The sequence below is a fragment of the Acetatifactor aquisgranensis genome (genome assembly GCF_943193215.1).
GTDB classification, from domain to species: domain Bacteria; phylum Bacillota; class Clostridia; order Lachnospirales; family Lachnospiraceae; genus Acetatifactor; species Acetatifactor aquisgranensis.
In genome coordinates this window covers 129033-150533 of the sequence record NZ_CALPDH010000007.1, presented here as the reverse complement: position 1 = coordinate 150533, position 21501 = coordinate 129033, and the positions used below count along the sequence as shown (strand labels likewise).

The 21501-nt window shown below is 52.9% G+C and carries 16 protein-coding genes; all 16 read left to right on the top strand.

Features of this window, described 5'->3' with window-relative positions; genetic code table 11:
• Window positions 1-39: 39 nt before the first annotated feature.
• Window positions 40-990, top strand: a complete 951-nt coding sequence (locus NFS35_RS08335; RefSeq protein ID WP_251206665.1) for an ABC transporter permease — start codon at window positions 40-42, stop codon at window positions 988-990.
• An 11-nt stretch (window positions 991-1001) separates the two neighbouring features.
• Window positions 1002-1862: a carbohydrate ABC transporter permease gene (locus NFS35_RS08330; protein ID WP_251206664.1), complete on the top strand. Its 861-nt coding sequence runs from the start codon at window positions 1002-1004 to the stop codon at window positions 1860-1862.
• A gap of 75 nt (window positions 1863-1937) precedes the next feature.
• Window positions 1938-3590: an extracellular solute-binding protein gene (locus NFS35_RS08325; protein WP_251206663.1), complete on the top strand. Its 1653-nt coding sequence runs from the start codon at window positions 1938-1940 to the stop codon at window positions 3588-3590.
• 80 nt (window positions 3591-3670) lie between these two features.
• Window positions 3671-6232: a hypothetical protein gene (locus tag NFS35_RS08320; RefSeq protein WP_251206662.1), complete on the top strand. Its 2562-nt coding sequence runs from the start codon at window positions 3671-3673 to the stop codon at window positions 6230-6232.
• Between the two features lie 84 nt (window positions 6233-6316).
• Entirely contained in the window at window positions 6317-8542 is a 2226-nt protein-coding gene (locus NFS35_RS08315) for a glycoside hydrolase family 88/105 protein (protein WP_251206661.1), read from the top strand.
• Window positions 8543-8604: 62 nt separating this feature from the next.
• A complete protein-coding gene (locus NFS35_RS08310; protein ID WP_251206660.1) occupies window positions 8605-9915 on the top strand; it encodes an FAD-dependent oxidoreductase in 1311 nt (436 codons plus the stop codon).
• 15 nt (window positions 9916-9930) lie between these two features.
• Complete coding sequence (locus NFS35_RS08305; protein WP_251206659.1) at window positions 9931-10872, top strand: DUF1861 family protein; 942 nt, start codon at window positions 9931-9933, stop codon at window positions 10870-10872.
• A gap of 21 nt (window positions 10873-10893) precedes the next feature.
• Complete coding sequence (locus NFS35_RS08300) at window positions 10894-11895, top strand: glycoside hydrolase family 130 protein (protein ID WP_251206658.1); 1002 nt, start codon at window positions 10894-10896, stop codon at window positions 11893-11895.
• Window positions 11896-12334: 439 nt separating this feature from the next.
• Window positions 12335-12517: a hypothetical protein gene (locus tag NFS35_RS08295; RefSeq protein ID WP_251206657.1), complete on the top strand. Its 183-nt coding sequence runs from the start codon at window positions 12335-12337 to the stop codon at window positions 12515-12517.
• Window positions 12518-13005: 488 nt separating this feature from the next.
• Complete coding sequence (locus tag NFS35_RS08290; RefSeq protein ID WP_251206656.1) at window positions 13006-14019, top strand: glycosyltransferase family 2 protein; 1014 nt, start codon at window positions 13006-13008, stop codon at window positions 14017-14019.
• A gap of 23 nt (window positions 14020-14042) precedes the next feature.
• Entirely contained in the window at window positions 14043-15107 is a 1065-nt protein-coding gene (gene hisC / locus NFS35_RS08285) for a histidinol-phosphate transaminase (protein WP_251206701.1), read from the top strand.
• Window positions 15108-15203: 96 nt separating this feature from the next.
• Entirely contained in the window at window positions 15204-15680 is a 477-nt protein-coding gene (locus NFS35_RS08280; protein ID WP_251206655.1) for a COG2426 family protein, read from the top strand.
• A 133-nt stretch (window positions 15681-15813) separates the two neighbouring features.
• The gene (locus tag NFS35_RS08275) at window positions 15814-16821 is read left to right on the top strand and encodes a hypothetical protein (RefSeq protein WP_251206654.1); all 1008 of its coding nucleotides are present in this window, start codon (window positions 15814-15816) and stop codon (window positions 16819-16821) included.
• 3 nt (window positions 16822-16824) lie between these two features.
• Window positions 16825-19926 (top strand): immune inhibitor A domain-containing protein, encoded by a 3102-nt coding sequence (locus NFS35_RS08270; protein WP_251206653.1) that lies wholly within the window; start codon window positions 16825-16827, stop codon window positions 19924-19926.
• A 39-nt stretch (window positions 19927-19965) separates the two neighbouring features.
• Window positions 19966-20637 (top strand): hypothetical protein, encoded by a 672-nt coding sequence (locus NFS35_RS08265; protein ID WP_251206652.1) that lies wholly within the window; start codon window positions 19966-19968, stop codon window positions 20635-20637.
• Between the two features lie 56 nt (window positions 20638-20693).
• Window positions 20694-21488 carry a class I SAM-dependent DNA methyltransferase gene (locus NFS35_RS08260; RefSeq protein WP_251206651.1) on the top strand — a complete coding sequence of 265 codons (795 nt, stop codon included), beginning with the start codon at window positions 20694-20696 and terminating at the stop codon, window positions 21486-21488.
• Window positions 21489-21501 lie beyond the last annotated feature (13 nt).

Sequence of the window (21501 nt, the reverse complement as noted above, 5' to 3'; positions counted from 1 at the left end):
AAAGAGGTATCATTCTGGAAACGGAAAAGGAGGATTGGAATGAAGAACAGGCCGCTGAATTTGAAAAAAAGCAATCCGGCTAAAAAGGGCAAAGGAACGCTGTCTTATCTTCGCAGACATTGGATATTTTATGCGATGCTGGCATTGCCAGTTCTATATTACTATTTGTTTTGCTACCGGGCCATGCCAGGAGTCGTAATCGCTTTTAAAAATTTCAATATGTTCAAGGGAATCTGGGACAGCCCGTGGGTGGGCTTGGAATATTTTAAACGGGTGGCAGACTCCAAGAACTTCTGGCTGGCCGTGCGGAACATGATGACTCTGAACATACTGGGGCTTGTGCTGGGATTTCCGCTTCCCATCATTCTGGCGCTGTTCCTGAATGAAATCAATCAGGTGTTATTCAAGAAGACTGTACAGACGATTCTCTATCTGCCCCACTTTATTTCCTGGTCTGTGGTAGGCGGCATGATGTACCAGATTTTTGCCTCATCCGGACTGATTAACACGATTATAAAAGGTCTGGGAGGACAGGCGGTTCAATTCCTTTCGAATAATGGCTGGTGGATTTTTACTTATTTTATTGTAGGCGTCTGGAAGAGCATCGGGTGGAACACGATTATCTATCTCTCGGCGATGACAGGCATAGACCAGGAAATCTATGAGGCAGCCAGGGTGGACGGTTGTTCCCGGTTCAGGATGATGACGGCCATCACGGTTCCCTGCATCAAGGATACGGTTGCCATCATGCTGATTCTGGCAGTGGGAGGTCTGGCCAGCATTGGATTCGAACAGCCGTTTGTGATGCAGAACAGCACGGTCATGGAGGTGGCGGACGTGGTGAGCACCTTTGTATACCGCGTGGGCCTGGAGCAGGCCAACTTCAGTATCGGTACTGCGGTGGGACTTGCCCAGTCAGTCATTAATTTTATACTGGTGCTCAGCGCCAATGCAATCAGTAAGCGCGTATCCGGCAACGGCATCTGGTGAGGAGGGAAAGCATGAAGGATAAGGTATTTAAGATATTTACGGTGTTGGTAGTGGTTATCGTCGGTCTGTGCTGCCTGATTCCGTTTCTGCACATTGTTGCAATGTCCTTTTCCGACAAGACAGCCGTCATGAGGGGAGAGGTCTTCCTCTGGCCGAAAGGGTGGGACTTGTCTGCCTACAAAGCAGTATTCAACAATAAGGGTTTGATGGATTCCATGTGGTTCACCCTGTTTCTGACAGTGGCCTACACTTTAATCTGCCTGGTGATGACGATTTTGTGCGCTTATCCGCTGTCGCGCCCTGACCTGAAATTCAAGGCACCGCTGCTGCTCTATATCCTTTTTACCATGTATTTCAGCGGCGGCATGATTCCGGGCTATCTGAATATCAAGTCCCTGGGACTGCTCAATAATTTCTGGGTGTTGATTCTGCCGGGCATGTTGTCTACCTACAACATGATTTTGATGAAAAGTTTTTTCCAGTCCATGCCCAGGGAACTGGAAGAATCGGCTTATGTGGATGGAGCAAATGATTTTGTGGTGCTGGTGAGGATTGTATTGCCCCTGTCCAAGGCCATGTTGGCTACGCTGGCCCTGTTCTATGCCGTGGGCCGCTGGAACGGTTTCATGGATGCAATCCTTTATATCAATGATGAGAGGCTGTACACCATCCAGGTGCGCCTGCGCCAGCTGATTCAAGCCAGCCAGGTGAACACAATGCTGGAGGACATCCCGGAGATGAAGGCGAATCTGATTGCGGAGACTGTAAAGGCTTCCTGCCTGGTCTTCAGCATGATTCCGGTTATGATTGTCTATCCATGGCTCCAGAAATATTTCGTGAAGGGCGTCATGATTGGTTCCGTGAAGGGCTGATTAAAAGTTGCAACAGGTTATTCTGCCGATGATTCGGCAAATACATAAAAACTAAAATTAAAGGAGGTACTGTTTATGAGGAAGTTATTTTCTATGATGCTGACATCGGCATTGGTATTGGGGCTTACGGCCTGCGGGAGCTCCGGCGAACCGTCCGGCGGCGCAGAAAGCCAGCCGAATGAGGGGAGTCAGGAAAGCCAGTCGAGTGAAGGGAATCAGGGAAACCAGGAGGCTCCTGCGGATGCGACGACGCTTTCTGTTATGATTTATGAGCGCGGCAACACCACAGAGACCTATGGCTCTGCAACGGATAATTATTGGACTCGCTGGATTCAGCAGGAGTTTGGGGATCCTAATAACATCACTTTGACCTTCGTTCCGGTTCCGCGTTCCGAGGATGCCCAGAAGGTGAATACCATGATGGCATCCGATTCAGCTCCAGATATTATCTTTAGCTATGACAGCAATATGATTATGCAGTTCGGCAAGGATGGCGGTCTGGTGGAACTGGGCGATTTGATTCAGCAGTATGGCCCCAATCTGCAGGAAAATCTGGGAGAGACGATGTCCTATGGACAATCAGAGGGAAATCAGTGGGCTATCGTGGCGAAGCGTGCGGATGTAGGCTGGCATAGCATGTATATCCGCAAGGACTGGCTGGATGATATAGGCTATACGCTGCAGACAGATGCAGATGGAATCTATCATATGAGTATAGAAGACTTCACGGATCTGCTTCATCAGTTCAAGGATTTGGATCCCTCCAACCAGGGAAGCGAGATGTTCCCTCTTGGTCTGATTGGCGCCTGGGACGCGGGCCTGGCAGACACCATCATGAAGGCTTTCATAGACACGCCGAACCTGACGGATGAAATGCATGCCTGCTACAACGATATGTTCTGGCCCGGATACAAGGAAGGCGTGCGTTACCTGAACCAGCTGTACAATGAGGGCCTGGCGGATCCGGATTTCATGGTAGATACTGATACATCCTATACCTCCTTCAATGGCCTGCTCAGCAACGGCCGTATCCTGGCATTTGGCCATGACGCGGCGGAAGTGACAGGGGTGAAGGCTCTGTATGAGACGGATTCTGAAGCGGAAGTGGTTCCGTTCTATCTGGACAATGTAAACGGAGAACAGTTCAACAGAGTCTATGCACCTACCGGTATGTATATCGCGGTTCCTGCTACCTGCAAGAACCCTGAAAATGCCATCAAGTATCTGGACTGGCTTTCTGTCTGGGATAATGCTAAGGTGCTGCACTATGGATTCGAAGGCGTGCATTATGAGATGGACGGTAATACGGTTGTCACGATTCCGTATACGGATGAGGAGAAAGCAGCCTCTGAGTATGACTTCGAACGTATCAATGTGGGAGATATGATGCTGGTTTATAACGGTAAGCCGTATGGATATCAGGATTCCACAGAGGGAATGGATGAGGTAACAGCCAAAATGAAGATGCTGGTATATGATGCGTTCAAGGCCGCAGAGGTAGGTGGACGGGCAGACTATTATTTCCAGGGGATAAAGACGGAAGCCGATGAGAAATATGCCGGATTATTACCTGGTCTGGGAAGTGAGATTCCCATGCTGATTACCTGCAAACCGGAAGAATTTGATGCGGCTTATGACAAGGTGCTGCAGGATTATCTGGATGCTGGTGGACAGGAAGTGATAGACCAAAGAATCGAGCTCTATAATAAACTGGAAGCCGAAAAGTAATTGCTGAATGGCGCGATAGACGCAAGCCTGTGTTCGGTAAGTGCAGGCTTGCGTTTTCTGTACGCTGAAGGAGGTAACGTATGCAGAATACATATTTTAGTCAGGAACTGGTTCCGGGAAAGCCCATCCGTCCGTTCATGGTAGCCGGGGTTCTGGAGAAAGATTATCCGGGAGAACGTACGGGAAAGGCCATGCGGGCCTATTTCGAAGAAGCGTTGACTCAGGCACAGACAGATTTTGCGGGACAGGAATTTCGCGAGTTTGATTCCTTTACTCTCTGTGGAATGCAAGGAAAATGGACTGTATGCGACGCACAGTCGCCGAGATATGCGGACGGACATTATTATGTCATGGAAAAGCTGGCGATGATGCCGGTCTATCTGGAGCTGGAAAGCGAGTGTGCCCAGGAGATTACGGTGCGGACGCAGGAATGTCGGCTTTTGGTGCTGCTCAATGGCAGGACGGTATACGACAACACGGATATTCATGCCAGAAAGCGTCCTCGCCGCTATGTGTTCGAACATGTGGTAAATCCCAATCGTGAGGTGCTGACACTGAAGCTGCGGGCCGGCAGGAATACTTTGATTGCCGTCACCGGGAAGGTGGACAGGGGAACCGGCATCAGCTTCAGCATGGAGCTTGTATCCAGCCAGACTCCTTTGCGTGCTATTGTGCCTCTGAATATGCCGGAGAAAGTGCGGGGAGAAATCTTCCGCAGCCAGCTGGAGACCTATCTGGAGGATGACAGTTATGTCTTGGGAGAGACGCCAAAGCTGCATGTGGGAGGATATCCTCTTTCTCACTGTCGGGTGGAACTGCAGGTTTATTCTGCGAACGGAGAATCACTGTTTTCGGCTGTTCTGGGGGCCGGGGATGATGCGGAGAGCGTGGCTGACGAGGAAGGGTATGTTGCGTTGGGGGGAATCGGCGGGCCGGGAGAGTATCATGTCAATATGGCCTGGCGGCTGCCTGACGGTACGCTCCTGACGGAGAAGGAATTGAAGTTTATGATGGTTGAGGTGCTGGCGCCCTGTCCCGGCTGGGAACATTTTGAGGAGAGACGGCAGCTGACTTTGGAGCGTCTTGCAGACCAGGGGAATGCCCTGGGGCTGTATCGTCTGGGACGAGCCGGGGAAATCAATCCTGATAAGATTCGCCTCATGTGCCGGAAAATCGAGACCAGAGCAGACTGCGCCGATTTTGACCTTCTGCCTTTGCTCTGGCTGATGTGGGAAGACAGGGGAGCCGGTCTGCTGGACAGAGAAATCGTACAGATGGTGAAGGACGCGGCGCTTGGTTTCCGCTATTGGGTGGATGAGCCGGGGACGTCTTCCATGTTCTACTGCTCGGAAAACCATCGCATCGGTTTCCATGTCTGTGAGTATCTGGCGGGACTGCTGTATCCGGAGGATATCTTCACGAACTGCGGACAGAATGGCATGTACCATTCCTTAAAGGGACGTATGCATCTGGTGGAATGGCTGAACCAGCGCTGCCGCGTGGGCTTTGATGAGCCCCATTCGGATTCCTATCTGCCGGTGACGCTGTCGGCGCTTCTGGTGCTGCGGGAGGTGCTTCCCATGGAGGAATATCCGCTGCGCAATATGGTGAACGTGCTTCTGGACTTCCTGACCTTCATCTTTGCGGTCAGCAATTTTGACGGGGTGATGGCGACGCCGAGAGGGCGCAGCTATAATATGCCGTTGAGGAGCAGATTTTCCAGCACCATCAACGGCCTGTTCTGGATGTACTTTGGAAATGCGCCTGCCAATGTGAAGTTTGCCAATCAGGAGATGGCGTTCAGCTATTATGTGCCTCCGAAAGCGCTCTGTGAACTGGCGGACGATTTCACGCCGGCGACCTTTACCTTCAAAGAGGGCATCATGCATTTCGACAAGCACAATGCGGACTTTACCATCCGCCGTACGCCGGAGTACATGATTGGCGGTGTCCGGGACCATAATGTGGGAATGTGCGACATGCACTTTATCTCTGCCATGATTGCCCTGCCGGGAGACATCACCCTGTTCTTCTCATCGCCCAACAATGTGGCGGAGGGAAGCGGGCTGCGTCCGGATTACTGGGCTGGTCAGGCGTTTCTGCCCCGGGTGCTGATGCACGGCCGTACGCTGGCTGTGATATGGCACAATGTGGATAATCCGGATATCTGGATGACTCATTGCCATTTCAATGTCCGTAAGTTCGATGAGGTGGTGTCCGAGGAGGGATGGACATTTGGACGCAAGGGCGACAGCTATGTAGGTGTTTATTCCAGTGCGCCTCACTCTTTCCGAAAGGAAGGCGCTTATGCCGGAAGGGAGCTGGTCTGCGACGGCAATGAGACCGTGTGGCTGGCAGAGTGCGGCAGCAGGCGGGAGGACGGCAGCTTTGCCGACTTCCGGAAAAAGATGCTTGCGGCAAAGGTCGCGCAGGAGGGGGAGCAGTTTTTGTTTGTCTCTCCGGGCAGCGGCAGGCTGGAATTCGGCCTGGCAGAAGGATTCCTGGCGGACGGACAGCCTGTGCCGGTGTCGGACGACCTGGTGTCCTGTCCGTATCTGCACTCTCGCTATGGCAGCGGTCGTTTTGCGTATACATGTCCCGGTTTTACGGTCACTCAGTGGTCGTACCCGGCAAGCGAATAAAAATGGTTACCGGTCAAGGGTGTCGTGAAGGATATCCTTGACCGAGTGTGTTATAGCTTTCAGACAGGAAAGGAATGGGAAAATATGAATGAAGTTCTTCAGAGGAAGGATTCGGCCTATGAAAAGGGCTTTCGGGAGCCTGAAGAGGTTATCCGTCTGATCAGTGAGAGGATGCTGGTACATCGGTCGCGGGTGGAACTGACCCTGCGCCCCTATTTCAAACAGGAGCATATGGCGCTGAAGCCAATTTCACAGATGGCGGAGCTGAATCTGGAGCAGACTTATCCCCGGGCGCAGATAGGGGACACTGCCTATATCAGAACCTGGGCTATGGCGGACAGGGACTGCGAGGCGGCGCTTACGATTGCGGGAAATGCCAGAATCTGGCTGAACGGTAGAATCGTTTACGATGGCAAGGGGCTGGAAAAGCCTTTGTCCGCAGTGACGAAGGAATCGGAATACACCATTGTGCAGGTAGATTTGCGAAAAGGAAAGAACGACCTGCTGATGAGGTGTGAAAAGGGGAAGGATAACTGGGGGCTTCTGCTCTATATCGCCTATCCCCGGTACCCTTTCCGGTGGACCAGGGATTACCTTCTGTCGGTGCGTCCCACGCTGCCCTTTGAACAGATGGAAGGGATAGAAGGCTTCGCGCATATCGGACCATTGCCCGCAGGCGCTGATGCACACGACCTGGAGGCATCCATAGAGCGGGGGAAGATTGGCTATGGCGATGTGCTTGCGCTGCCTTCCGGCGGCAGGGTACAGTGGGAGCCCAGATGGAAAGAAGAATGCCTGGGAAGCCGCGTGGATTTTGGGGAAGCATATGGTGACAGTGAGGGCTGTGCCTACGCGCTGAGCTATGTGCAGAGCAGAGAAGGGGAGCGATATGTGCTGCGGCTTGAGGCTTCCGGATCTGCCTGCGTGTTTGCAGACGGAAATGTCTTCCGGATTCCGGAGGGCAGGGAGACGGAGATTCCCATTGTGGGAAACGGGAAAGATATGGAAATCCTGGTAAAGCTGCCCCGGACGGACAGGGAATGGTGGCTGGACGGAGCTGTCCGGACAGAGGACGGAAATATAGTGAACTGTGTGCCGTTCGTGAAAATCGGGAAGGGAAGACAGGCACGCTGGATTGTGACTGGGCCTTTCGTGACGGAGGTGGGAGATTCTCTGTTAATTCCCTTCGCGCCGGAACATGAGATACAGTTTCAGCGCCCTTACCCGCTGGGAAACTATCGGCATGCCTTCTGGCGCATGCCCCAGAGAGAGGCTTACATCAGGCCGTATCGGGACGGTATCTTTTTCGGACAATGGTTCTATGCGGTTCAGGTGGGGCTGCACGGCCTGATGCACGCCGCGAAGACCACTGGCAACAGAGAACATCTTCAGTATTATCTGGACAGCATCCAGACCATGGCGGATTACTTTGACTACAAGGACTGGGACAAAGAGCAGTTCGGCGATCCTACGCTCACGCCCAGGGCATGGGGGCTTCCGGATTTGGACGCCTGCGGTACGATTGGGGTCTCTCTGATTGAGGCCTATGAGATGACGGGGAATCCGAAGCTCCTTCCGGTCATCCGCGCCGTGGGGGAGGCGGTGATGACCCATATCCCAAGGTTTCCGGACGGAACCTATTTCCGGGTGAAGACCATGTGGGCGGACGATTTGTATATGAGCTGTCCGTTTCTGGCCAGGCTGTATCGCCTGACCGGCGACAAGGCTTATGAGGAAGAAGTTCACTTGCAGGTGGAGGGCTTCCGAAAGCGTCTCTGGATAGAGGAAGAGCAGATTTTTTCCCATATCTATTTCCCGGAGGAAGAGCAGATGAGCGGGATTCCCTGGGGGCGCGGGAACGGCTGGATTGCCGTGACGCTCACGGAGATTCTGTCCCTTCTTCCGAAGGAGAACCCGCGCTGGGATGAGGAGCTTCAGCTGTATCGGAGATTTATGCAAGGCATTCTGTCCTGCCAGGATTCCTCCGGTATGTGGCATCAGGTGCTCAACCGGCCGGATTCCTATCAGGAGACATCCTGCACGGCCATGTTCCTGTTAAGCATTGTCCGCGGAGTGAACAGGGGATGGCTGGAGGCAAAGGACTATCTGTCCTGTATGGAAAAGGCCTGGAATGCCCTGCTGCAGCATTCTGTGGACGCTGCGGGGGATGTATACGGCGTGTGCCTGGGATCGGGCTGCGCGAAAGATGCGGAGTACTATAAGCAGCTGCCGGCCAAGAAGAATGACGACCACGGCACGGGAATCGTGATGATGGCGGCTGCTGAGATGATGAAACTTGAAAAACATTAAAAAACAAACGAAAATTTAACATAAAAGCGCATTTGAAACATTCTATGGAAAAGGAAGAGAAAATGGACAGTTTCAGCTATCAGAGAGAGATACCGGTGAAATATGAGGTGGATGTGTTCGTGGGCGGCGGCGGCCCTGCGGGAGTGACTGCAGCGGTTGCGGCGGCGAGACTGGGCAGCAGCGTCATGATTGCAGAGAATACGGGCAGTTTCGGCGGCATGGGCACTGTGGGACTAGTACCTGCCTATATGCAGATTACGGATGGGGTCCATTTGCTCTGCGCAGGCCTGGGCAAGGAAATCCTGGACAGATTGTATGGCGATAAGACCGGAAAATACTGCAAAAAGATGGGAATCCACAAGGAGACGTTGAAACGGGTCTATGACGAAATGATTACCGAGGCCGGCATCGAATACCAGCTGATGACCAGAATCGTGGATGTCAAGGCGGAGGACGGTCAGGTGGAATATGTGATTCTTGCGGCCAAAGAAGGCTTGTACGCTGTGAGGGCAAAGGTGTTTATCGACTGTACCGGCGATGGAGATTTATGTGTAATGGCCGGCGCCGGGTATCAGGAGGGAGATGAGAACGGAGTGACCATGCCGTCCACTTTATGTTCCTACTGGACGAACATCGACTGGAAGCAGGCGGAGGGAATCGATCAGAGCTCTTACCTGGGACAGGCCTTTGAAGAGAGGCTTTTCGAGCAGGAGGACAGGCACCTGCCCGGTATCTGGCAGGTGGGAGAGCATGAGGGTGGCGGAAATTGCGGTCATGCCTATGATGTAGATGCCCTGAACACCACAGAAGTGTCCAGGGCCATGGTGCATCAGCGCAGGATACTGCCTCAGTATGAGGCCTATTATCAAAAATATGTGCCGGGCTTTCAGGATGCCATCCTGGTGGGGACGGCAGATGTGCTGGGGGTACGGGCTTCCAGAAGGATTGAGGGGGATTATGTGCTGTCTGTGGAAGATTATGAGAAGAGAGCGGTTTTTGCGGATGAAATAGGACGATATGCCTACCCTATCGATATCCATCCTTCCATGGGAGCGGCTCAGTTCAAACAGTTCAGTGAGGATTACAATAAAAGATACCGGTATGGCAAGGGCGAGAGCTATGGGATTCCTTACAGGAGCCTTGTGGTCAGAGATTTTGACAATCTGCTTGTGGCGGGAAGATGCATCAGCTGCGATCATTATGTGCAGGCCTCTGTCCGCGTGATGCCTGGCTGTTATATCCTGGGACAGGCTGCGGGAACGGCGGCGCATCTGGCAGCTGCCGGAGGCTGCACGGTCAGGGGGATTTCGGTGCAGGAGCTTCAGAAGATGCTGGCAGGCAATGGATGTTTTCTGCCCAATTACAGAGGTTGAGAGGTGGTGAAAAGAATGGATATCAGAGAAATGAGAGAGCGTTTCGAGCAACAGGGATTGATTTATGAGAGAAATCTGTTGACTTTTGCAGGGGTAGAAGGATATGATGTCTATAATACTTCGGTTCCCTTTGCATATGAAGGCAAAAGCTATCTGTTCGGACGGGTGGAGCGCAGGGAAGAATGGGCGAATTCCACGGTACGTCTTTTTTCCAAAAAGGCGGAGGATATCTGGGAAATCGTGCCGGAATCTTTTGTCTACCAGCTGGAGGATCCTTTTGTGGCGAAAGTACAGAATGAGTTTGTGCTGGGAGGAACCAGGGTGGATTACTCCAGGGGAAAGCTGGCAGGATTTTGCGGAGTGTTCTATAAGGGAAAGGATCCGTTTCACCTGCGCTACTATACCACAGGACCGAAAAACATGAAGGATATCCGAATGGTGGAGCTGAAGGACGGACGCCTGGGGGTATTTTCGAGACCCAGGGGAGAGCATGTAAGGCAGGCTTACGGCAGCGAGTCCGTGATAGGCTTTACGGTGATAAAGGATATCAGCGAGCTGGATGATAAGGTGGTAGAGCAGGCCAGAATCGTGGACGGTTTTTTCGGAAAAGATGAGTGGGGCGGTTGCAACCAGTGTTTCCTGCTGGAAGACGGGAGTGTAGGTGTCATTGGGCACAGATGCTATCTTGAGGAGCAGAATGGCATCAGCCAGCAGGTTTATCTGAATATTGCCTTTGTGTTCAATCCGGATACGTATCTGGTATCGGATGCCAAAATCATCGGTACCAGGAGAAGCTACCCTGACTGGCCTGCGAAAAAGCCGAATCTGGCGGATTGTGCTTTTTCTTCTGGTATCCGGCTGCGGGAAGACGGCAGAGCGGATCTCTATAGCGGCATTGGAGACACGGCGGAGGGCAGAATCGTGATTGAAGATCCATTTGGCGGGAAATATCATTGAGTATTCCAGGAGGAGAAGCATATGGCCAAGATGTTACCGGAATTGAAATCCAGTAAGGTAATTACCCGCTATAAAGGCGGGGAGCCAGTACTGAGCAAAAAAGACATTCCCTACGAGGCGGAATGTATCTTCAATGCTGGGGTGGCGAAATATCGCGGAAGATACGTGATGGTATTTCGCAATGACTATCAGTTTAATGGAGTTGGCGCATTTGGGAAATGTGTGATAGGTATTGCTTTCTCCCGAGACGGTATCCAATGGGAGGTGCAGGACAAACCATTTTTGACAGTGGAGGATATGGGTGATCCGGATGTCACGCGGGTATATGATCCTCGTCTGACCGTAATCGAAGACAGATGCTATCTGTGTTTTGCGGTGGACACGAGACATGGACTGCGCGGGGGCATTGCGGTGACGGACGATTTTCAGACAGTGGAAGTGCTGTCCCTGACGGTGCCGGATAACCGGAACATGGTATTGTTTCCTGAAAGAATCGGTGGGAAATATATGCGGCTGGAGCGGCCTTTTCCGGTATATTCCAGAGGAGGAACCGACCGGTTTGATATCTGGATGTCGGCATCGCCTGACCTGAAATACTGGGGGGAATCAAGGCTTCTCATGGGAGTGGAGGATGTTCCGTATGCCAATGATAAGATTGGGCCTGGTGCGCCGCCGATAAAGACAGATGCAGGGTGGCTGACCCTGTTCCATGCAGTGGACATTGACCGGACAAGAGGGAAGAACGGATGGGAAGCGCGCTGGCAGAAGCGTTACTGCGCGGGAATCATGCTGCTTGATTTGGAGAATCCCTCTAAAATAATCGGAATGTATAAAGAACCGCTTATAGCGCCGGAGACAGGGTATGAAGTGGAGGGAGGTTTTCGAACCAATGTCATTTTCCCAGGCGGCCTTATTCTGGAGGAGGACGGGACGGTGAAAATCTATTACGGAGCCTCTGACACGGTGGAATGTCTGGCAACTGCCCAGGTGGAGGATTTGATTCGGTTGTGCAAGGCTGAGTAAGCGGATAAGGAGAGAATGAAAATGGAAATCACAAGAATCGATACCTATGAGGATTACAACTTTTCTTAAAGGGTGCTGAACCGGCACGGCTGTTTCCTGGTGGATGAAATGCCGTATGAGGTGGAAGTCCTGTCCGATTGCGAGGCGGTGATTCGGGGAAAGGACGAGGCGCCTATCGGGGCTGATTGATACAATTCTCTTTTTAAACCGCATATCACGCGCTTTCTGGAAGTAGATGGAAACGTAGAAAAGAATTCCCGGCGGCACAGCTTCTGACAATTCGGCTGGACCAGATTCAGCCTTCCCGGTTCTATGTGGACCGGGACAAGATTGCTGCTATTGGCAGCTTCATCCATAAGGCCGATGACATCATCATCCAGGTGCTGTCCCGGCAGGGGCAATATATTTCCCTGGACGGCACACCGGGCCGTATTATGCGGTGCCGCAGGGCTGGGAGAGCGCCCGCGCCGTAGCGGAGACGCCGGACGATTGGGTCTGCGGCTTCGTGGAGGAGGCCAGGAAGCGGAATGTCCGCAGGCCGGGCGCCCTGCTGCCGGTTAGCCATGAGGAGTATAAGGAAAAATGGTATCGGTTCTGCGATGATTTTCTTGCGAAGTCATAGAAAACCGGGATATGGAATATTTTGCCCATGGAACATGCAATGGCACGAAAAAGGCCGGCCAGTTCGGAAAACTTTCCTGACGGATGGAAGGTTTTCCGGACTGACCGGCCTTTTTCTATGGTGCGGAACAATGGAACGCAAAATCAATCCGCGCTTTCATCCGCATCTGCAGCCACAGCGGAAACGACGCTGGAAACTACGGATATGACCACTGCGATGATGATAATCAGCAAACCGCCGCCTAATACAATGAACATAATATAATCCTCCTGTATGATTGCAAAAAGCAAGGCCCTTTGGCCATTTTGTGCTCAAGACGGAATCATTGTATCATATTCTTCCGAAAATCTCAATGGCCACATCATATTTTTTCGGCTGTCCCGGAGAATATTTGATTTGTTTGGAGAATAATGGTTGTGCCCTTGCTTTCTTTTTGGTATTATCTATGTGACGCTTGTTGAAAAGGCGGAAGGAAGCGGGGGAGCAATATGGTCACGATATCCCTATGTATGATTGTGAAGAATGAAGAGAAGATATTGAAGCGCTGCCTGGACAGCGTGGCGGATCTGGTGGACGAAATCGTCATAGCCGACACGGGCTCCACGGACGCCACCAAAGAGATAGCCAGGCGCTATACGGAGCATGTCTATGACTTTCCGTGGACAGATGATTTCAGCGCCGCCAGAAATGATGTCTTTTCCAGGGCGACTCAGGAATATATATATTCTGCGGACGCGGATGAGGTGCTGTCCCCGGAGAACCGGGACAGATTCCGGCTGTTGAAGGAGACGCTGCTGCCGGAGGTCGAAATCGTGCAGATGAAGTACGCCAATCAGCTGCAGTTCAATACGGTGTACAATTACGATGAAGAATACCGCCCTAAACTGTTCAAAAGAAAACGGGATTTCGTCTGGGAGGCGCCCATCCACGAGACGGTGCGGCTGGAGCCCGTGATATACGACAGCGATATCGTCATCATCCATCTGCCGGAGGAATGCCACGCCAAGCGGGATCTGGCCAATTTCCACAGGCATTGGGAGGCCGGCTACCGGCTGCCGAAGCGGCTCCTGGGCCTTTACGCCAGGGAGCTGATGTTGACCGGGGACCAGGAGGATTTCCTGGAGGCGGCGGGAACATTTATGGAGGCTGCAGCGGACAACGGGCGGGACGGCGAGGAGATGGCCCAGTCCTGCTGCGTGGTGGCGAAAGCTGCCAGGCTGGCGAAGGACACGGTGAATTTCTTCAAATATACATCCAAGGTGATTGCGGAGGAGGGCTGTTCGGAAATCTGCTGCGAGCTGGGGCATTTTTATGAGGAAATGCAGGACTGGGAGGAGGCGGCTATCTGGTACTACAACGCAGTCTATGAGACCCAGCCTATTCTGGCCCTGAAGTCCGGCGGCAGGGAGAGCCTGGAGGGGCTGATTCGGTGCTATGAGGCCTTGGAATGCCCGGAACAGGCGGATGCCTACCGGGAGGAGCTGCGTAAGAGAGAATTGTGAGGAAACACAGAAAGAAGGAAGATATAGTGAGCTGGGAAGAAAATGTAAGGAAAGTCGTGCCCTACGTGGCAGGAGAGCAGCCCAATAAACCGGGCATGATCAAACTGAATACCAATGAGTGCCCTTATCCCCCCGCGCCGGGGGTAGAGAGGCTGGCGGCAAAGATGGACTGCGGCGCTTTCCGCCTGTATCCGGATCCGGATGCTGCAGTGCTGGTGGACGCTCTGGCAAAGTACTATCATGTAAAGCCGGAACAGGTATTTGTGGGCGTGGGCTCGGATGATGTGCTGTCCATGGCGTTCATGACCTTTTTCAACGGTTCAAAGCCCATCCTGTTCCCGGACGTGACCTATTCCTTTTACGATGTGTGGGCGGATCTCCACAGGATTCCCTGCCGAACCTGCCCGCTGGACGAGGACTGGCATATCCGCCCGGAGGATTACAGGCAGCCGAACGGCGGCGTGGTTTTCCCCAATCCCAACGCGCCCACGGGTCTTCTGGAGAGCCTGGATACAGTGGAGGAGATTCTCCGGGCCAACCGGGACGTGGTGGTCATCGTGGACGAGGCCTATGTGGATTTCGGCGGGAAAAGCGCCCTGCCTCTGGTGGAACGCTATGACAATCTGCTTATAGTGCAGACATTTTCGAAATCCCGTGCAATGGCGGGACTGCGCATCGGTTTCTGCATAGGCAGTGAGAAGCTGATCGGGTATCTGAATGATGTGAAGTTCTCTTTCAATTCGTATACCATGAACCTGCCCTCCCAGATACTGGGGGCTGAGGCGGTGAGGGACGATGCCTATTTCAGGGCCGCCACTGCGAAAATCGTGGCTACAAGGGAGCGGGTCAAAGGAGAGCTGAGAGAACTTGGATTCTCGTTTCCGGACTCGAAAGCCAATTTCATCTTCGCATCCCATGAGGTCATTCCCGCGCGGCAGATTTTTCAGGCGCTGCGGGAGGCGGATATTTATGTGCGCTATTGGAACAAGCCGCGTATTTCCGAGTTCCTGCGCATTACCATTGGGACGGACGAGCAGATGGACCGGCTGCTTTCCTTTTTGAAGGACTATGTGAAGCGCTATTGGTAAGGCCTGTGATGCGCCTGATGGGGATGGGCGGGAAGAGGCAGGGCTTATAACGATAGAAACAAGATGGTATAACAGAAAAAAAGAATGGAGATTGTCATGCTGAAGAAATATTTGATTGTGTTTTTTATTTCCATGGTTCCGCTGATTGAACTGAGGGCGGCAGTGCCCATCGCTTTGGGCATGGATCTGCCGGTGCTTCCCAGCTACATTGTCTGTATCCTGGGAAACATGCTTCCGGTTCCTGTCATTTTCCTCTTCGCGAGAAAAGTGCTGGAATGGGGTGCGGATAAGCCGGTTATCGGTAAATTCTTTACTTTTTGTCTGGAAAAAGGACATAAAGGCGGCGAAAAGCTGAAAGAAAAGGCAGGCAAGGGGCTGTTTGTCGCGCTTTTGCTCTTCGTGGGGATTCCGCTGCCCGGGACAGGGGCATGGACGGGAACGCTGGCGGCCAGTCTGCTGGATATGGATTTTAAGTCCAGCGTGGCCGCGGTGCTCATCGGCGTGGTTCTGGCGGGCATCATCATGGGACTGGCCAGCGCCGGGCTGTTCGGCGCGCTGGGCGTGCTGTTCTAGCGGTTAGCGCGATTGCCGGGAAAACAGGCGGCAAGCCTGCTGCGGCAGCGGAAAATACATTAAGGGGAATCGGAAAAGTGTCGATATATAGATTGCCTGAGGGAACACTGATAAATTAAAGGAGAATGATTTGATGAAAAGAAATGTCCCCGCACGAATCTGTATTTTTTTGATTCTCATCCTGATTCTGGTATCATGCGGCCAGGTGCAGAACGCGCAGGAACAGGAGAGCACAGCGCCCGCTGAGACGCCGGAACCGACGCCGGCTCCGCCCGAGACAGCAGAGGAGCTGCGTCAGGCCATCGCTCAGCTGGACAGCGGAAAAGAGGCGCTGGATTTAAAGAGAGGATACTATGAGCAGCTGCTCGGCATGGATGCCTTCGAGGAGGCGGATTATGTGGCCCTGGCACAGTTATATGCGGATCTGGATGAAAAGATGCTGCAGCGCGATATCCTGTCTAAGGTGCTGCGGCTGTACCCTTCCAGAGAGTACGCGGATCGGGTGAGCGCTATCGTGGTGCAGGAAAACGGCGAGAACGAAGGGATGGCGGCGCTGGCGGAACAGACGATGACAGCGCTTGGTTCCCATGACATGACGGGATTGCAGAAACTGACAGGTCAGGAAGAGTGGCGGCGGATTCTTCAGGGCGGGATGCTCGGCATCGAGACCAGGACTCGTTACTGTCAGGGAGATGACGTGCTGCAGATCGCGGCGGACGGCCCCCGCACGGAGATTACGTGGCATGGCGCGGACGGTCGTTTCTGCTTTTATCAGGGAGATGAAACCGGCGCTGTGCTGGGAGAGGCCGTGCTGAAAGACGGTGCATACAGCGGCGCGGCGACAGTGACATACACAGATGGGGAGGGGAATATCCTGCGCTCCTTCAGCGGTACTTTGCAGGATGGCATTTGTGTGGACCAGATTACTGTTGAGTACCAGGGCGCTACATATACAGGGAAACTGAATGCCGACGGCACTTCCATGGAGGAGCAGTATCAGAAAGCGGCGGATGCGCACGGCGTGGTTTATGCATATACCGCCGACGGAAAATCCTATCTGTATCAGGAAGAGGCGGAGCCGGAGACGTTCCGTCTGGACGCGGCTTATCTGGGCTTTCCGGAATATGCGGAATGGAGGTAGAAAATGAACGGATTTTCGAAAAAGCATGGCCGGTGGACTAATTTTCTGGTCATGCTGCTGGCTGTGGCGCTCATGATATCTCTTCCGCTGCCGTTTCTGCCCCATGAGAGGGCAGAGGCATCCGGCACACAGATGGCCAATGTGGTCATATTCGTAAGGCTGAAAAGCGATAACAGAGATATCTTTAATGCCCAATATTCTTCCGGCAGCATCACTTATTCCAACTGGCAGCGGATAAAGCGGATGTATGACGAGGGGACCGGGACGGGATTCAACAATTCCTTTGCCAACTATATTTCCGTGGTTACGGAAAACAATGTCAGGGTAACGAACTATTTTCCGCAGGAGAACCCGGACAAAAAAGGCGTAAAGGTATATACATTGCCCTCAGACAGCGACGGCGGCGGTTCCGGCCTGGTAGAGTCGGTTGTCGATGCCATCAATAAGAACGAAATCATTCTGGACGCCCGAAATAATAAGCTGGACAATCGAAACAGCGGATATATTGACAATCTGACGATTATTTTGCAGGGAGATACCATAAACGGCGAAAAGACTGCTTTTCACACTACCTATGCGGGAACAGCCAAGATAAATGGCTCCGGCCTGAGGGTATCGCACTACAACGTAATCCCTTCATCGATGCTGGTATCCAATGACGCGTCCCTGTATGTGGCGGCAGAGCAGGGCGCGATTGCCCATGAATTCCTGCACACGCTGGGACTGCCGGACCTTTATCGGAAGAACGGCGTGGGAGAGCCTGTGGGCGCGTGGGATATCATGGCGAGCACCGGTCCTTTTCTGCAGTATCCTTTATCCTATCTGCGGGCCAGGCAGGGATGGATTTCCATGGGGAACATTACCCAGAACGGCACTTATACCCTGACGGCGGTTTCAGAACCGGGAGGGAATAAGGTCTTTGCGCTCCGCACCCCGCTTTCCGATTCGGAGTTCATCTGCCTGGAATATCGGAGGAAGAATGCGGATTTAAACCGGTTCGAGCATCGGATTCCCTCCAGCGGCCTTTTGATGTACCGGGTGGATACCAAGGTTGACGGTCTGGACAACCGGGCGGGAAAAAATTACATCTATGTGTACCGGCCGGGGGTGACGGATCCGGAGCTGGCCGCTGATAAGGACGCAAATATCAATCGTGTGCATAAAGCGGCTCTGGATGTGACGGCAGGTGAGACCTCCTACGGCAGCACGGATTTGAGCGCAGATTTTACAAAGGACACGCTGTACTACTCTGACGGGAGCAACAGCGGGATTCAAATCAGTGACGTGAAGCTCTCTTCGGATCAGAAACAGCTGACTTTTACGGTGACTTTTGCGGACTACAAGAGCGCCATGTCGTGGGAGAACATGGGAGATACCGTGGGCGGTCAGTGCACGGGAGACCCTTTTGTCTGTACGGATCCCTCCACAGGGACTCTCTACGCGGCGTTTACGGAAAGCATTTCCGGCAGCTACAGTTATGAACAGGTAAGCGTAAAGCGCTGGGACGGGAAAGCGTGGCAGCAGGTGGGAGCAAAGGTAAGCCCGGCAGCCACGGCATATCCGGTCAGCATGGCCGTTTGCGGGGGGGAGGTATATCTTGCCTATCTGGATCAGGCGTTTCAGCCTGTCTACTGCAAACTGGAGAACGGTTCATGGAAACAGGTTGCCCGGCACAATGTCGCCTATCCGAAATATATGCAGTTCGTGGTGGATGGCAGTGATATTTATGCTGCTTATGAGCACGGCGGAAGATGGAAGATATATAATCTGGAGAGCAACAGTCTGGTGGACAATAGCCTGACGGCAAGCGATTTCAGCCGCCCGGCCATGCTGATGTCAAACGGCAGCTTCTACATGGTGTATGCGGACAGCCGCGACGGCGTTACGAAAGTACAGAAGTACAGCAATGGCAAATGGAGCACGGAGGATACATTGCCGAACCGGCATACCAATATCCATCAGATTGTGAAGTATGGGAAAAATATCTACGCTTTTGCCGGGGGCGGGGAATTCGGCAAGGAAAGCGGTGCCATGGCAGTGTTCGATGGGAACAGCTGGACGAATTATACGATTCCGGACATGAAGAAATTCAATGCCGCATCCATGGCAATGGTGGGAAATCAGGTCTGTCTGGCTTATTATGATACAGACGCCAGGAAGACAAAGCTGCTCCAGGGCACAGGCGCTTCTTTCCGGATGATTGCTGACAATCTGGGGACAGGGCTGGATTATCTGGGAGTCTGCAGTTATGGCTCGAACCTTTATATTGCCACTCGGGCACAGAATACGACCAATCTGGTGGTGCGCAAAAAGGCGATAGCAGGAGGAAGCGTAACGCCTCCTCCGACGCAGGAGGCGCGCCTGCTGACCCTGACTCCGCCGGCAGGATATACGGGAAATGATATTTATATAGACGGCGTAGAATATACGGCTGTCAAAAGCGGAAACAATTATCAGCTGAAGCTGCCGGATACTTCCGGCAGGACGGCGGTCATGTATTCCTATGATGCGAAGAACATTCCGGTGGGCATGTATGTATGGAGATTGTCCTGGGAGGGAGAGGTCTGTAAGGCCGTTCCCATGCCGGGACTGGAGAATCTTCTGAGCTATCACGGTTTTTCCATCCGGATACAGAGCCCGGCGGGAATCCGCTTTAAATCAGGCATCGGTACAGGCTTAAAGCAGCAGCTGGTCGCGGGAAATGTGGACGGCTGCAGGCTGAAAGAATACGGAACTTTATTTATCACCAATGAAAACAGGAAGAAATATCCTTTTGTGAAAGACGGCACAAAGGTAGGAGGCGGAAGAGCCTATTGGACGGAAAACGGCAAAGTGTACGACAAGATTTTTGAGACCGTGGCGGGACGGAACCGTTTTACCTCAGTGTTGATAAATCTGGCGCCTAACATGTATGCGAAAGATATCTCTTTTAGGGCATATATGGTGCTGGAATGCGAGGGAGAGGATCTGGTCATATATGGCCCGCCGGTATACAGAAGTGTATACACTGTGGCAAAGCAGGTGCAGGCCAGAGGAGAGTTCAAGCCTGGCAGCAGCGGCTACCGATATGTGCAGGAGATTATTGATTCCGTAGAGAGAAGGTAGCTGGCAGATGTGCGGAAACAGGCAGATGGGAGAGACGGGATGGCGAAGAGACAATATATGATGATGGCGGCTGTGGGGATAGTGATGTTTGCCGCGGGATTTCTGGCAAGCGCTGTCCGGGACAGCGGGGAACAGGAACTGCCTTTGGAGGAACGGACCGCAGAAGGTTCTTTGGAAGAACAAAAAGCAGAAATCGCACCGGAGACGCTTGGGTATGTGAGGGCTGATACGGTCAGAGTGCGGATAGAGGACGACCGGGTGCAATGGTATGACGGCAGGTTATGGCATGATGTGGCGTCTGTGGAAGAGCTGGCGAAAGAGGATCGGTTCTGTCTGGCAGAAGAGGGCTTTCGGGCCTTTGACGAACAGCTGATGCAGGAGAAGGCTGCGAAACGGCAGGAGGAGGCAGCCGCAGAAGCTTCAGGGGCATTGTCGGTAGGTGTGAAAGAGACTCCAAAACCTGCAGTGCGTCCCCAGACGGCTGTACCTCAGGCCCCTGCGGAAATACCGGAGCAGGTGGACCCGCCGGCCGATAACAGCGGAAATAATGGAAACAGTGGCGGTGGCGGGAATTCGGGAAATCAGAATTCCGGAGGAGGGGAAGCCGCCCCGCCTCCTGTGGATGTGCCTGGGGATACGGGAGGCGGCGATGCGGGAGGCAGCGATTCCGGAGATGGCGAAAATATGGAATGGAGCGACGACTATCTGTAGACATACCCGTAATATGAAAAGCAGCGTCTGCCGAAAGCGGACACAGGGAGGCAGGTTTGGATATCTATCAGGATTTTGCGGGTGTCTATGACCGATTTATGGATGAAGTTCCCTATGAGCATTGGGGAGAGCGCATAGACAGATTGATTCAAAAATACGGCGTGTCGAAGCCGGAGCGGGATACAGAGGGGCTTCTGGAATCCGAGCGGAATCTGGTGGTGGATTTGGGCTGCGGCACCGGCACGCTGGCGGAGCTGATGTATGCAAAAGGCTACGATATGATAGGGGTGGACGCCTCCGAGTGTATGCTGAACGTGGCCATGGAAAAGAAAGAGAAGAGCGGCAGCGAAATCCTCTATCTGCAGCAGGATATGCGGGAACTGGAGCTGTACAGCACGGTGGGCACCATAATCAGCGTGTGCGACGCCATAAACTATATTTTGGACGAAGAAGAACTCCTGACCGTATTTTCCCTGGTGAACAATTATCTGTTTCCCGGAGGGGTCTTCATTTTTGACTTTAACACGGACTACAAGTACAGGGAAGTGATTGGGGATGCCACCATCGCGGAGAACCGGGGGGACTGCAGCTTTATCTGGGATAATTTCTATGATGCGGAGGAGGGAATCAACGAATATGACCTGACCGTGTTCGTCCGGGAAGAGGGCGGCCTGTTCCGCAAATTCGAGGAGACCCATTACCAGAGGGGATATTCCCTGGAGCAGATCCTGAGGCTGACTAAGCAGGCCGGCCTGGCAGTGGTGGAAGCCATGGACGCGGACACCGGAGAGGCTGTCACGGAGAAGAGCGAGCGGATTTATTTAGTGGCAAAGTGTGGGAAGAAATTCTAGAGAGTCAGAGTAA